Origin of the sequence: Stenotrophomonas acidaminiphila, from assembly GCF_001431595.1 — a bacterium.
Classification (GTDB): domain Bacteria; phylum Pseudomonadota; class Gammaproteobacteria; order Xanthomonadales; family Xanthomonadaceae; genus Stenotrophomonas; species Stenotrophomonas acidaminiphila.
Map to the genome: position 1 here is coordinate 1 of NZ_LDJO01000075.1, position 13,779 is coordinate 13,779.

A 13,779-nucleotide genomic window follows, 5' to 3' on the forward strand; every position below is an offset into this window, starting at 1 on the left:
GCGCTGGAGTACGCCACCAGGAAGGCCAACGTGCGCGTGCTGCGCATCCCGGCCGGTGACGCGCGCAACAACTACGACACCAAGCGCATTGGTTCTGGCCTGCTGATCCAGAGCGCCGACAACCGCGGCATGACCACCGACGAGCTGAAGACGGTGACCCGGCGTGCACCGACCACCGCCGAGCTGCGCGACCTGCTGTTCGCCTGGCGCGTGGCCAAGTACGTCAAGTCCAATGCCATCGTGTATGCGAAGGACGAGCGCACCATCGGCGTCGGCGCCGGGCAGATGAGCCGCGTCTATTCGGCGCGCATCGCCGGCATCAAGGCCGCCGACGCGGGGCTGGTGGTACCGGGCTCGGTGATGGCCTCCGATGCGTTCTTCCCGTTCCGCGACGGGCTGGACGCCGCGGCCGAAGCGGGCATCACCGCGGTGATCCAGCCGGGCGGTTCGATGCGCGATGCCGAGGTGATCGCGGCGGCCGACGACCACGGCATCGCCATGGTGTTCACCGGCGTGCGCCACTTCCGCCACTGAGGCCGCAGGCATGGCGGCGGGCGTATTCCGGGCTTTGGCGTCGCTGCTCGCCGCGCTGGTGCTGGCGTCGTGCCGGCAGGATGCGCCCGCGCAAGGCGACGGGCAGCTGCCGCACGGCCACGATGCGGCCGTGTTGTCGCTGCTCAAGGCGCGTTACGGCGCACCCGCGCAGCTGAAGGGCACCTGGACGCAACCCCTGGACGACCCGCAGCTGGACCCGGCACGGCAGGTCCAGCGCGAGCTGTGCGCCGACCGCGAAATCACCCTCGCCGATGGCCGCTATCGCATGCTGGCCGTGTGCACCCGCTACCTCGATGCGACGCCCGTGGAACTGGGCAGCAGTGATTTCATCGTGCTGCGCCAGGCCACCGACGGCACCCTGGGCGTCGCCGCCGAACTGCCGGGCCGGGCCAGCGGCAGCGGTGGCCGGCCAGGTGCGGTCAGCATCCTGCAGGTGGGCGCCGGCGCCTGGGCCTACCAGATCGACGACGAACTGGTGGTGGTGGGCTCGAGGATGCGCGACCGGGCCTGGCTGGTATTCGATGGCGGCGGCACGGTGGCCGAGGCGGGTTGGCTGCGTACCCACCTGGACAACCAGAATGCGATCGACTGCGTCACCACCGGCAGCTGCCGGCCCGGGACGCTGGACCTGGATTTCGATGCCCGTCCGGACGACAGCCAGCCCGGCCTGCGCTACTGGCCACTGCGCGTGCACGAGACCGGCAACGGCTGCACCGGCGCGGTGGATGCCGTGCATGCCATCGCCTACGATCCGGCGCAATCGCGCTACCTGGTCCCGGCGCGCATGCAGCTGGAGGCCTGCGACTGATGCGGTGGCGCCGGCCCCTGCTCCTGGCGGCGACCCTGGTGGTGACCGCCGGCTGCGGCAACCGTGCGCTGGAGCAGGCACAGCGCAGGGCCGTGGAAGAGATCGGCGCGCAGCTTCCCCGCCCCTATCGCGATGGGCTGGTGGTCGAATCGGTACGCCGTGACGGGGACGACCTGGTGCTGGTGATCCGTTCGGCGGACATCACCGTGGCCATGGCCCGGGCCAGGCCCGAGGTATTCGACGCGCTGCGCGCCGACGAGCAGGACGCGATGCTGGCGCTGTGCGACGAGCCGGCGCTGGCGCCGGTGCGCGCCGCCGGCGGTGGAGCCCGCCGCCGTTTCGTCGACGCCGATGGCGCCGTGTTCTTCGACGCCACGCTGAAAGCCTCCGATTGCCCTTCCCCTTGAATGCCCCCTACAGGAACTGCCCCATGAAAATCCTCGTCATCGGCTCCGGCGGCCGCGAACACGCCCTGGCCTGGAAGCTGGCCCAGTCCGTGCGCGTGAGCGAAGTGATCGTCGCCCCCGGCAACGCCGGCACCGCCACCGAAGGCAAGTGCCGCAACGTGGCGGTCAAGGTCACCGACATCGCCGGCCTGCTCGCGCTGGCCCGCGACGAAGCCGTGGGCCTGACCGTGGTCGGTCCGGAAGTGCCGCTGGTGGCCGGCGTGGTCGATGCATTCCGCGCGGCCGGCCTGCGCATCTTCGGGCCGACCGCCGCCGCCGCGCAGTTGGAAGGCAGCAAGGCCTTCGCCAAGGATTTCCTCGCCCGCCACGGCATCCCCACCGCGTTCTACGCCGTGCATACTGAGGTCGATGCGGCGCTTGCCTACCTGCGCGAGAAGGGCGCGCCGATCGTGATCAAGGCCGATGGCCTGGCCGCCGGCAAGGGCGTGATCGTGGCGATGACGCTGGACGAAGCCGAGGCCGCGGTGCGCGACATGCTCAGCGGCAACGCCTTCGGCGATGCCGGCGCGCGGGTGGTGATCGAGGAGTTCCTCGAGGGCGAGGAAGCCAGCTTCATTTCCATGGTCGATGGCCGCGTCGCGCTGCCGATGGCCACCAGCCAGGACCACAAGCGCGTGGGCGATGGCGACACCGGCCCCAACACCGGCGGCATGGGCGCGTACTCGCCCGCGCCGGTGGTGACGCCGGAGGTGCACGCCCGGGTCATGCGCGAAGTGGTCGAGCCGACCGTGGCCGGCATGATCGCCGACGGCGTGCCGTTCACCGGCTTCCTGTATGCGGGCCTGATGATCGACGCCACGGGCGCACCGAAGGTGATCGAGTTCAATGTGCGCTTCGGCGACCCGGAAACCCAGCCGGTGATGCTGCGCCTGCAGTCGGACCTGGTCGACCTGCTCGAAGCGGCCATCGACGGCGCGCTGGCAGGGGTCCAGGTGCAGTGGGACCCGCGCCCGTCGCTGGGCGTGGTGATGGCCGCCAGGCCCTACCCGGAAACACCGATCACCGGCGATGTCATCAGCGGCCTGGACGACGTGCCGGCCAGCGCCAAGGTGTTCCATGCCGGTACCGCGCTGGACGCTGCCGGCAACGTGGTCAGTGCCGGCGGCCGCGTGCTGTGCGTGGCCGCGCTGGGCGACAGCGTCCGGGATGCACAGGCCCACGCCTACGCCGGCGTGGCGAAGATCCACTGGGCCAACGAATTCCACCGCAACGACATCGGCTGGCGCGCGATCGCCCGCGAACAGCAGTAAGCCATCGGTGCGACGGAAGATGAAAAGGGCGGCCTGCGGCCGCCCTTTTCCGTTGCCTGCATCTGCCGGCGCGATGGGACACGGCCCATGGGGCGGGAAATACGAGGTGCGTGGAGGCCCTCGGCCCTCGCCCCGGCCCTTCAGCGGTGCACGCTGCCGATGCTGGCCGCCGGGTAGCGCGCGCCGGCCGCGGCGGCGGGCGGGAACACCGCCTCGATCCGCGCCAGGTCGGCGGCATCCAGCACGATGTCCAGCGCGCCCAGGTTTTCCTCCAGGTACGCCAGGCGCTTGGTGCCGGGAATCGGTACCAGGTCCTCGCCACGCGCCAGCACCCAGGCCAGCGCCAGTTGCCCGGCACTGACACCGCGCGCGGCGGCAAGCGCCCGCACCTGTTCCACCAGCGCCAGGTTGCGGGCGAAGTTGTCGCCCTGGAAACGCGGCGAATGGCGCCGGTAGTCGTCCGCGTCGAAATCCGCGGGCGTACGGATCGCACCGGTCAGGAAGCCGCGGCCCAGCGGCGAGTACGGCACGAAGCCGATGCCCAGTTCGCGCACGGTGGCCAGCACGCCGTTGTCCTCGGGCTCGCGCGACCACAGCGAGTACTCGGTCTGCAGCGCGGTGAGCGGGTGCACCGCATGCGCGCGGCGGATCGTCTCCGGCGCCGCCTCGGACAGGCCCAGCCAGCGCACCTTGCCCTGCTCGACCAGCCGCGCCATCGCGCCCACGGTGTCCTCGATCGGCACCTGCGGATCCACCCGGTGCTGGTAGTACAGGTCGATATGCTCCACGCCCAGCCGCTTCAGGCTGGCCTCGCAGGCGGCCTGCACGTACTCGGGGCGGCCGTCGACGCCACGCGCCTGCGGGTCGGACGGGTCCAGGCGGACGCCGAACTTGGTGGCCAGCACCACCTGCCCGCGGCGCCCGGCGATGGCACGGCCGACCAGCATTTCATTGGTGTGCGGGCCGTACATGTCGGCGGTGTCGAGCAGGGTGACGCCGCGTTCCAGCGCGCGGTGGATCACCGCGATGGCCGCGGCATCGTCGCCGCGGCCGCCGTAGAACGCGCTCATGCCCATGCAGCCGAGGCCGAGGGCGGAAACCACGGGACCGTTGCGGCCAAGGGTGCGGGTCTGCATGGCAATGCTCCAGAGGGGGGACGGCCACTGTAGGGCGCGGGAACATCGCGATAAATCCGGGTAATCTGCAACATCAATGAAGCAGGACTTCACAATAGCCCCCTCCCTGCTGCCGGCGCTGGCGGCTTTCGCCTGCGTCGCGCGCCACGCCAGCTTCAGCCAGGCGGCGATCGAACTGGGCATGTCGGCTTCGGCAGCGTCACAGTCGGTGCGCACCCTGGAGCGGCGGCTGGGCGTGCGCCTGCTGCACCGGACCACGCGCCGGGTCGGGCTGACCGAGCCGGGCGAACGCCTGCTGCGCGAAGCCGCGCCGGCCCTGGCGCGCATCGGCGGCGCGCTGCAGGCACTGGAGGAAAGCCGTGACGTGCCCGCCGGGCGCCTGCGCATCACCGCGCCGCGGATCGTGGTCGAACAGATGCTGCTGCCGCACCTGCCGGCGTTCTCCGCGTGCTTTCCCCATGTCGAGGTGGAACTGGCGGTGCAGGCGGCGCTGACCGACCTGGTGGCCGAGGGGTTCGATGCCGGCATCCGGCTGGGCGAATCGCTGGCCGATGGCATGGTGGCGGTGCCGCTGGGCCCGCCGCAGCGCCTGGTGGTCGTGGCCGCGCCGGACTACCTGCGCCGGCACCGGCCACCGGAAACGCCGCAGGCGCTGGCCGCGCATGCCTGCATCCGCTACCGGCGCAGCGATGGCCGGCTGATGCCGTGGGAGTTCACCCGCGACGGGCACGATTTCAGCATCGAGGTCGGTGGCGGGCCGATCTTCAACGACAGCGGGCTGGGCCGGCGCATGGCCATCGCCGGCCTCGGGCTGGCGCAGGTGTTCGAGGCGGCTGCGGCCGAGGACCTGGCCGCCGGCCGCCTGCTGCGCCTGCTCGACGCGTGGCAGCCGCCGTTCCCCGGCTTCCACCTGTACTACCCGTCACGCGAGCAGCTCGCGCCCAAGCTGCGGGTGTTCGTCGATTTCATGCGCGACGCCAACGCGGTGTCGTCGTAACGTGCGCGCACACCTGTCCACGAGCGGCACGGCCTTGTCGCCTGGTGGCCGGCACTGCAAGCTTGCGCACTCTCCCCATTGACGATCCACCGCACCGGCATGCGCCCCACCGAACGCCTGTTGAACCGGCTCTGGGCCCATGAAAAGGCCAGCTACGGCCTGCGCGTGTCGATCGCGCTGTCCACGCTGATGGCCGTGTGCTGGTACCGCGGCGACCTGCAGCCGCTGCCGTCGCTGTTCCTGGGCACCATCGCCAGCGCCGTGGCCGAGACCGACGACAACGGCTGGGGCCGCAGCAAATCGGTGCTGTTGTCGCTGCTGTGCTTCGTCGCCGCCGCCGCGGCGGTCATCCACCTGTTCGACTGGCCGCTGCCGTTCGTCGCGGCGCTGGCGCTGGCCGCCTTCGCCCTGACCCTGCTCGGCGCGCTGGGCGAACGCTACGCCTCCATCGGCCAGGCCACGGTGACCCTGGCGATCTACACCATGATCGCGATGGACCAGCACCGCGGCGCCGGCACCGATGCGGCCTGGCGCGACGTGGCGCAGATGCTCGCCGGCGCGGCGTGGTATGGCGCGCTGTCGATCCTGTGGACGGTGATGTTCGCCAACCGGCCGGTGCGCGAGCGGCTGGCACGGCTGTTCGCCGAGCTCGGGCGCTACCTGCAGCTCAAGGCGGACCTGTTCGAACCGGTGCGCCACGGCGACCTCGAGGCGCGGCGGCTGGCGCTGGCCGAGCAGAACGTGCGCGTGGTCGAGGCGCTCAACGCGGCCAAGACCGCGATCCTCAGCCGCTTCGGCCGCTCCGGGCGCCCCGGGGTGCAGTCCGGGCTGTATTTCCGCCTGTACTACATGGCGCAGGATTTCCACGAACGCGCCAGCTCCTCGCACTATCCCTACGAGGCGCTGACCGAGGCGTTTTTCCACAGCGACGTGCTGTACCGCTGCCGGCGCCTGCTGTCGCTGCAGGGCGGCGCGTGCATGGCGCTGGGCCAGGCCATCCGCCTGCGCCAGCCGTTCGACTACGGCGAACGCAACCGCCAGGCCGGGCAGGACCTGGAACACTCGCTGCAGTACCTGCGCGACCAGCACAACCCGCACTGGCAGCGGCTGCTCGGCTCGCTGCAGCTTCTGGCGACCAACCTGTCCAGCATCGCGCGGCAGTTGTCCGAGGCGTCGCTGGCCGACACGCCGTTGGAGGGCATCGACACCCGCCTGCGCGATTCCTCGCCGCACACCCTGCGCGAGATGGCCACCCGGCTGCGCCAGGCGCTGACGCCCGGCTCGGTGCTGTTCCGCCATGGCGTGCGCATCGCGCTGGCTCTGATCGCCGGGTACGCCGTGCTCAAGCTGGTGCACCCGAGCAACGGTTACTGGATCCTGCTCACCATCGTGTTCGTGTGCCGGCCGCACTTCGGCGCGACCCGGCTGCGGCTGGTGCAGCGCATCGGCGGCACCCTGTTCGGGCTGGGCGTGACCTGGGCGCTGATGCAGCTGTTCCCGGGCACCACCGTGCAGCTGCTGCTGGCGCTGGCCGCGGCGCTGCTGTTCTTCGTCACCCGCACCGACCGCTACGTGATCGCCACCGCCGCGATCACCACCATGGCGCTGCTGTGCTTCAACCTGCTCGGCGACGGCTTCGTGCTGATCTGGCCGCGGCTGCTGGACACGCTGATCGGCTGCGTGATCGCCGCCGCCGCCTCGCTGCTGATCCTGCCCGACTGGCAGGGGCGGCGCCTGCACCGGGTGATGGCGCAGGTGATCGCCACCAGCGCCCGCTACCTGGACGAGGTGCTGGGCCAGTACCGCAGCGGCATGCGCGACGACCTGCCCTACCGCATCGCCCGCCGCGACATGCACAACGCCGACGTCGCGCTGTCGGTGGCGCTGTCCAACATGCTGCGCGAGCCGGGCTACGCGCGCGGCAACCTGGATGCGGGGTTCCGCTTCCTGGCGCTGTCCAACACCCTGCTCGGCTACCTGTCCGCGCTCGGCGCGCACCGCGCGCGCGCCACGGTGACCGACGACCCGCTGGTCAGCCATGCCCAGCAGTACCTGCAACAGGCGCTGGCCGGGCTGTCGGCCGCACTCGGCGAGCGGCGGCCGGTGCCGGCGGCCGAGGTCGACGAGGCCGCGCTGGCCGATACGCTGGAGCAGTTGCCCGGCGACAGCGACGACAAATCACGGCTGGTACGCACCCAGCTGGCGCTGATCCTGCGCCTGCTGCCGCGGCTGCGCGCGGCCGCGGACGAAGCGGTGGGGGCGCCGGCGCCCGCCACGCCGGCGACACCGCTGGCCTAGCGCCGCCCGGACGCGCGCGGCATCGCCAGCAGCGCCGCCAGCGCCAGCGCGATGCCCACCGCGCACACGCCGTTCCAGCCGTACCGGGTCCAGGCCTGCGTGCCCAGCGCCGAACCGGCCGCGCCGCCGATGAAGTAGCAGGTCATGTAGGCCGCGGTGATGCGGCTGCGGGCACTTTCGTCCAGCCGGTAGATCGTGCTCTGGTTGTCGATGTGAACCGCCTGCACGGCCACGTCCAGCGCCAGCACGCCGACCACCAGCGCGGCCAGCGAGACCGGCGCCAGCAGCAGTACCCCCCATGACAGCAGCAACACCACCAGGCCGCCACCGGTCACCAGGCGGCCATGGCCGCGGTCGCTCAGGCGCCCGGCGCGGCTGGCGGCCAGCGCACCGGCCGCACCGACCAGCCCGAACAGGCCGATGCTGGCGATGGGGTAGCCATAGGCCGGCCCGGACAGCAGGAACGCCAGCGGCGTCCAGAACACGCTGAAGCCGGCGAACAGCAGCGCACCCAGCAACGCGCGCCGGCGCAGCACCGGCTCGTCGCGCAGCAGCGCCAGCACCGAGGCGAGCAGGCGCGGATACGACAGCGTCGCCTGCGGCCGATAGGCCGGCAGCGCGCGGGCCAGCGCCAGCGCCATGAGCAGCAGTGCCGCGCCGGCGACCCAGTACACGGTCTGCCAGGTGCCGATCCCGGCCAGCACGCCCGAGGCGGTGCGCGCCAGCAGGATGCCCAGCAGCAGGCCGGCCATCAGCGTACCGACCACGCGCCCGCGCCGTTCCGGCTCCGCCAGCGTCGCCGCGTGCGGGATGATCACCTGTGCGGCCACCGCACACAGGCCGCTGAGCGCGGTCCCGGCCAGCAGTTGCGCGAAATGGCCGGCGCTGGCGCTGACCAGCAGCCCCAGCGCCGCCAGCACGAACAGCGCCACGATCAGCCGGCGCCGCTCCAGGCGGTCGCCCAGCGGCACGATCAGCAGCAGGCCGGCGGCATAGGACAGCTGCGCGACGGTCACCACCCAGCCCACGGTGCCGGCGCCCAGGCCGAACGCACCGCCCAGCAGCTGCAGCAGCGGCTGGGCGTAGTAGTTGCTGGCCACGATCAGCCCGGTGGCCGCCGCCAGCAGCATGACCCGCCGCTGGCTGAGCGCGTTGGCATGGGGGGAGTGGGTGGACATCACGGCCTCGGTCGGGGGGGAGCAGGCGGCAAGTCTGTGACGGGGCCTTCCATGACACAAATGTATTGTCATCATCCATTTCATCTGCTTGAGTGATGGCATGTTCACCCTGCGCCAGCTCGAATTCGTGGTCGCCGTCGCCGAGGAAGGCGGGTTCACCGCGGCGGCGGCGCGCTGCCACACCGTGCAGTCGGCGCTGAGCCACCAGGTGGCGCGGCTGGAGGAGGCCTTCGGTGCGCGCCTGTTCGAGCGCGGCCACCGCCAGGTGCGGCCCACCGCCGCCGGCGAGGTGTTCCTGCGCAACGCCCGGCTCACCCTGCAGGCCGCCGACCGCCTGCAGGAAGAGATGGCGCTGGCGCTGGGCACGGTGCGCGGGCGCATCCGCATCGGCCAGATCACCGCGCTCACCGTGGTCGACGTCCCCGACCTGCTGGCCCGGTTCCGGGGCGCGTATCCAGCCGTGGACGTGCACCTGCGCGTGGGCATGAGCGAGGAACTGCTGGCCGAGCTGGCCGAGGGCAGGCTGGACGTGGCCCTGGTCGGCGTCGGCCCGCAGGTGCCACTGCCGGCGCAGCACCGCCTGCTCGACGAGGAAGGCCTGTCGCTGCTGCTGCCGCGCGGGCATGCATTGGCGGCGATGCAGCGGGTGCCGCTGCCCGCGCTCGACGGCGTCCCGCTGGCGGCGCTGGTTCCCGGCGCCGGCGTGCGCCGGATGATGGACGACGCCCTGCGCGAGCGCGGCGTCGCGCCGCGGCTGCAGTACGAGGTCAGCCATGGCGAACTGCTGCGGCAACTGGTGGCCGCCGGGCTGGCGGTCGCGGCGATCCCGGACAGCATGGCCGCGCGCATGCAGGGGGTGGACGTGCGCCCGCTGGCCGAGCCGTTCCGCTTCCGCACCTGCGCGGTCTGGCGCGCCGATCCAACGCCCGCCGCGCGCGCCCTGCTCGACCTGTTGCCCGCCGCCGCGACGCACGGGCCGCGCATCGAACCTGCTAAGGTGCGCCGCAAACCAAGGAACCCACGTGGCCGGCCATAACCAGTTCGCGCTGCTCGGACAGCGCCGCTTCCTGCCGTTCTTCGTCGTCCAGGCGCTGGGCGCCTTCAACGACAACGTGTACCGCCAGGCGATCATCGGCCTGCTGTTCTTCCTCGGCGTCAGCACCAAGGAACGCAGCATCTACGCCATGCTCGCGCCGGCGATCTTCATCCTGCCCTATTTCCTGTTCTCGGCGCTGGCCGGTCAGTTCGCCGAGAAGCTAGAGAAGCAGCGGCTGATCGTCATCACCACCACGATGGAAATCGTGATCATGTCGCTGGCCGCGCTGGGCTTCCTCACCCAGAGCATGCCGGTGCTGCTGGTGGCGCTGTTCTGCACCGGCATGCAGTCCACCCTGTTCGGCCCGGTGAAGTACTCGGTGCTGCCGTCCATCCTCAAGCCGGAGGAGCTGACCGGCGGCAATGGCCTGGTCGAGATGGGCACCTCCATCTCCATCCTCGGCGGCATGATCGTCGGCGGCATGATCTTCACCCTGGCCGGCAGCCACGGCCCGGTCGTGGCCTCGGTGGCGGTGATCGCGCTGGCGGTGGCCGGCAACATCGCCGCGCGGCTGATCCCGAAAGTGGATGCCGGCGCGCCGGACCTGAAGATCAACTGGAACCCGCTGTCCGAATCGCTGGCGGTGCTGCGGATGGCCAGGAAGCAGAAGGCGGTGCGCAACGCGGTACTGGGCGTGTCCTGGTTCTGGTTCGTCGGCACCATCCTGACCTCGCAGCTGCCGACCTACGCCGAGATCAACCTGGGCGGCGGCTCGACCCTGTACATCTTCGCCCTGGCGCTGTTCTCGGTGGGCACCGGCACCGGCTCGCTGCTGTGCGAAAAGCTGTCCGCGCGCACCGTCGAGATCGGCCTGGTGCCGCTGGGCGCGTTCGGCATGAGCGCGTTCCTGTTCGACCTGTACTTCGCCCGCACCGGCGCGGTGGCGGCGAGCGGGCTGGGCGTGGCCGGCTTCCTGGGCCAGCCCGGCAGCCTGCGCATCGTCGTCGACCTGCTCGGCATCGGCCTGTTCACCGGCCTGTTCGTGGTGCCGCTGTTCGCGCTGATCCAGAGCCGCACGCCGAAGTCGGAGATGTCGCGCGTGTTCGCCGCGCTCAACATCCAGAACTCGGGCTTCATCGTGCTGGCGGCGATGGCCGGCCTGCTCACCCAGAGCGTGCTGGGCTGGAGCGTGCCGCAGCTGTTCCTGGCACTGGCCATCGCCAACGTGCTGGTGGCCGGCTACATCTTCAGCATCGTGCCCGAGTTCCTGATGCGCTTCCTGAGCTGGGTGATGGTGCACGCGCTGTACCGCCTGCGCCGGACCGGCATCGAGGAACACGTGCCCGACGAGGGCGCGGCACTGATCGTCTGCAACCACGTCAGCTACATGGACGCGTTGATCCTGGCCGCGGTGATCCCGCGCCCGGTGCGCTTCGTCATGTACTACCGGATCTTCAACATCCCGGTGATGCGCTGGATCTTCCGCACCGCCAAGGCCATTCCCATCGCCAGTCCCAAGGAAGACGCCGAATTGATGCAGCGCGCGTTCGACGCCATCGATGCGGCGCTGGCGGAAGGCGAGCTGGTCTGCATCTTCCCCGAGGGCGCGCTGACCCGCGACGGCGACATCGCCCGGTTCCGCTCCGGGGTGGAGAAGATCCTGGCCCGGCGGCCGGTGCCGGTGGTGCCGCTGGCGCTGAAAGGCATGTGGAGCAGCATGTGGAGCCGGCGCGACACGCGCCTGGGACGGATGCGCGTACCGCGCCGCTTCCGCGCCCACATCGAAGTGGCAGCCGTCCCCGCCATCGACGGTACGGCCACCGACGCGGCGGCGCTGGAGGCCCGGGTACGGGCGCTGCGCGGCGGCGAGGCCTGACCGGCTTTACCGCCTGCCCGGCAAATCGCTACGCTATCCATCCAGACGCGGCTGCAGGGATTGCACGGCACCCGCCGACACCGAGGAAACATGGACATCCCACCGCCCCCTCCCGCCGCCCCCGCGCCGCAGCAGGTGCACCACTACTACCACCCGCAGAAGTCCGGCGGCGTGGCGGCCCTGCTGGAAGTGCTGCCGGGGCTGTTCCTGCAGACGTTCGGCATCGGCCACATGTACGCCGGCAATGTCGGCACCGGCCTGATCATCATGTTCGGCTACTGGGCGCTGACCTTCGTCAACGTCCTGTTGTGCTTCGTCTTCATCGGCTTCATCACCTGGCCGCTGTGCTGGGTCGCGGCCATGATCCTCTCGTCGCTGACCGCGGCGAACGCCTGCAAGTCACGCTGATCGCAACCCCATCGGAGAACCCATGAATACCGTCAATCCCGCCGGCAGCATCCCCAACCACCTGGCCTGGTCGATCATCGCCACCGTCCTGGCCACCTGCCTGTGCTGCCCGCTGGGCCTGGTGGGCATCGTCGCCATCGTGTTCTCCAGCAAGGTGAACAACCTGCTGAGCCAGGGCGACATCGAGGGCGCCCGCCGCGCCTCCAACAACGCCAAGACCTGGTGCTGGGTGGCTACCGCGCTGGCCATCATCGGCGTGGTGTTCAACGCCATCTACTTCGCCATGGGCGGTGCCGCCGCCTACATGGAAATGCTGCAGCAATACCAGTAAGCCGTGGCGCTGCTGCTCGAAACCCGGCACAAGCTCGCGCTGGCGGGGGTCGCACTGGCGATCCCCGCCGGCATCTGGCTGCTGTGGCATTTCGATCCGAACGTCGAGGGCAACCCGTTCCCGCCCTGCATGTTCCTGGCCTTCACCGGCTACTACTGCATCGGCTGCGGACTGACCCGCGCGCTGCACGCCCTGGCCCACGGCGACCTGCTGCGCGCGTTCTCGATGAATCCACTGGGCCTGGTGACCCTCGCCCTGGTCCCGCTGATGGTGCTCTGGTCCGCCGGCTGGAACCCGCGCTGGCTGCAGCCGCTGATGAGGGTGGTGATGGCGCCGAAGCTGTGGCTGGCGGTACTGCCGGCCTACTGGGTCGCCCGCAACCTGCCCTGGTACCCGTTCACCCTGCTCGCACCGGGCTGAAAAGAACAGCGCTGCGCGCCGGCACTCCCATCCGCGCGACGTACCCGGCACCTCCACCGGCCAATGCCGTGGCACCGGCTACCAGTGCTTCGCGACTCTATCCGCCGCAGGGACTCACCCCACCCAGCCGGCGATGATCAACAGCGCCAGCAGCGCCATCCACAACAGCAGCATGCGCCAGACCATGCTCATCGCATCGCGCAGTTCGGGATGACGTTCGGCGTGCGGAACCAGACCGGCCTCGCGCGCATCGGCCGCGTCCTCGGCCAGTTCCATGCCGACGCCTGCACGCGCGGCCTCGCCCAGGAAGCCCAGGTCCAGCGCCCAGCGGTTGCCACCGGCACGGCGCCAGGCCGAGAACACCGTGTCGAAATTGCCGACCAGTGCCATCGACAGCGTCATCAGCTGGGCCACCGGCCATTCCAGCACGGCCAGCGCCCAGGCGCCCGTCCCGCGGGCTTCGGCGGCCACGCCAGCGGCGATCGGGCCGTGTACGGACTGCACCAGCAGGCGGTACAGCACCGCGCCCAGCGGGCCCAGCAGCAGGAACCAGAACAGCGGCGCGAACCAGCGCCGCAGCGCGTTGTACAGGGTCGCGTCGACCAGCGTGGGCACATCCTCGCGCAGGCTGCCGCCGGCAGACTGGAGCTGGGCGACCGCTGCGTCGTGGGCCGCCGCATCCTCCGCGTCGATGACCGCCTCGACGTCGCGGTCCAGGTCGCGCGGCCCCCAGCACAGCGCCAGCACCGCCATGCCGAACAGCAGCGACGGCAGCCCGTGCAGGTGCCCGGCCAGCAGCCATTGCACGGCCGCCACCAGCAGCACGCAGGGGGTGATGGCCAGCAGCAGCCCGAAGCGGCCGGCATTGCTGCCGCCTTCATGTACCTGCAGCCAGCCCAGCCAGCGCCCGAACCAGCGCCAGTCGCGCAGGGCCGCCATCGGCGCGGGCGCCAGATGGCCAAGGACCAGTGCCGCGATCACTGCTACCAGGGTCGTGAACATGCGATTCCTCCGGGTCC

The 13,779-nt window shown here is 70.9% G+C and carries 13 protein-coding genes and 1 pseudogene; 11 read left to right on the top strand and 3 right to left on the bottom strand.

Annotated features, from left to right (window positions below; genetic code table 11):
• The 4 genes and pseudogenes from purH to purD all read left to right on the top strand — a co-directional run.
• A pseudogene (purH, locus tag ABB33_RS16375) lies at positions 1 to 534 on the top strand (bifunctional phosphoribosylaminoimidazolecarboxamide formyltransferase/IMP cyclohydrolase); the annotation flags it as partial.
• Between the two features lie 34 nt (positions 535 to 568).
• Positions 569 to 1,363: a hypothetical protein gene (locus tag ABB33_RS16380; protein WP_056932798.1), complete on the top strand. Its 795-nt coding sequence runs from the start codon at positions 569 to 571 to the stop codon at positions 1,361 to 1,363.
• A complete protein-coding gene (locus tag ABB33_RS16385) occupies positions 1,363 to 1,770 on the top strand; it encodes a hypothetical protein (RefSeq protein WP_054667761.1) in 408 nt (135 codons plus the stop codon). Before ABB33_RS16380 ends, ABB33_RS16385 begins: the two co-directional genes overlap by 1 nt.
• Before the next feature lie 23 nt (positions 1,771 to 1,793).
• On the top strand, positions 1,794 to 3,080 hold the full coding sequence (gene purD, locus ABB33_RS16390; protein WP_056932799.1) for a phosphoribosylamine--glycine ligase: 1,287 nt from the start codon (positions 1,794 to 1,796) through the stop codon (positions 3,078 to 3,080).
• A gap of 140 nt (positions 3,081 to 3,220) precedes the next feature.
• Here the strand turns inward: purD and ABB33_RS16395 are convergent, their stop codons facing one another.
• On the bottom strand, positions 3,221 to 4,216 hold the full coding sequence (locus ABB33_RS16395) for an aldo/keto reductase (protein WP_056932800.1): 996 nt from the start codon (positions 4,214 to 4,216) through the stop codon (positions 3,221 to 3,223).
• Between the two features lie 76 nt (positions 4,217 to 4,292).
• Here ABB33_RS16395 and ABB33_RS16400 point away from each other — a divergent pair, with 76 nt between their 5' ends.
• Both ABB33_RS16400 and yccS read left to right on the top strand, forming a co-directional pair.
• Positions 4,293 to 5,213, top strand: coding sequence for a LysR family transcriptional regulator (locus ABB33_RS16400; protein ID WP_056932801.1), 921 nt, complete (start codon positions 4,293 to 4,295; stop codon positions 5,211 to 5,213).
• Positions 5,214 to 5,312: 99 nt separating this feature from the next.
• A complete protein-coding gene (gene yccS, locus ABB33_RS16405; protein ID WP_056932802.1) occupies positions 5,313 to 7,511 on the top strand; it encodes a YccS family putative transporter in 2,199 nt (732 codons plus the stop codon).
• On the opposite strand, the gene ABB33_RS16410 is transcribed toward yccS, so the two are convergent.
• Complete coding sequence (locus ABB33_RS16410) at positions 7,508 to 8,689, bottom strand: MFS transporter (protein ID WP_056932803.1); 1,182 nt, start codon at positions 8,687 to 8,689, stop codon at positions 7,508 to 7,510. The two genes, yccS and ABB33_RS16410, sit on opposite strands and share 4 nt — an antisense overlap.
• 100 nt (positions 8,690 to 8,789) lie before the next feature.
• Between ABB33_RS16410 and ABB33_RS16415 the strand changes: the two genes are divergently transcribed.
• The 5 genes from ABB33_RS16415 to ABB33_RS16435 all read left to right on the top strand — a co-directional run bounded on the left by ABB33_RS16415 (position 8,790) and on the right by ABB33_RS16435 (position 12,760).
• Positions 8,790 to 9,725 carry a LysR family transcriptional regulator gene (locus ABB33_RS16415; protein WP_054667771.1) on the top strand — a complete coding sequence of 312 codons (936 nt, stop codon included), beginning with the start codon at positions 8,790 to 8,792 and terminating at the stop codon, positions 9,723 to 9,725.
• On the top strand, positions 9,712 to 11,601 hold the full coding sequence (locus tag ABB33_RS16420; RefSeq protein WP_056932804.1) for an MFS transporter: 1,890 nt from the start codon (positions 9,712 to 9,714) through the stop codon (positions 11,599 to 11,601). The genes ABB33_RS16415 and ABB33_RS16420 overlap by 14 nt, the downstream gene beginning before the upstream one ends.
• 90 nt (positions 11,602 to 11,691) lie before the next feature.
• Positions 11,692 to 12,009, top strand: a complete 318-nt coding sequence (locus ABB33_RS16425; protein WP_056932805.1) for a hypothetical protein — start codon at positions 11,692 to 11,694, stop codon at positions 12,007 to 12,009.
• Positions 12,010 to 12,031: 22 nt separating this feature from the next.
• Positions 12,032 to 12,340, top strand: coding sequence for a CD225/dispanin family protein (locus ABB33_RS16430; RefSeq protein ID WP_054667776.1), 309 nt, complete (start codon positions 12,032 to 12,034; stop codon positions 12,338 to 12,340).
• A 9-nt stretch (positions 12,341 to 12,349) separates the two neighbouring features.
• On the top strand, positions 12,350 to 12,760 hold the full coding sequence (locus ABB33_RS16435; RefSeq protein ID WP_054668792.1) for a DUF2752 domain-containing protein: 411 nt from the start codon (positions 12,350 to 12,352) through the stop codon (positions 12,758 to 12,760).
• A 114-nt stretch (positions 12,761 to 12,874) separates the two neighbouring features.
• On the opposite strand, the gene ampE is transcribed toward ABB33_RS16435, so the two are convergent.
• Positions 12,875 to 13,762: a regulatory signaling modulator protein AmpE gene (gene ampE / locus ABB33_RS16440; protein ID WP_056932806.1), complete on the bottom strand. Its 888-nt coding sequence runs from the start codon at positions 13,760 to 13,762 to the stop codon at positions 12,875 to 12,877.
• Between the last annotated feature and the right edge of the window lie 17 nt (positions 13,763 to 13,779).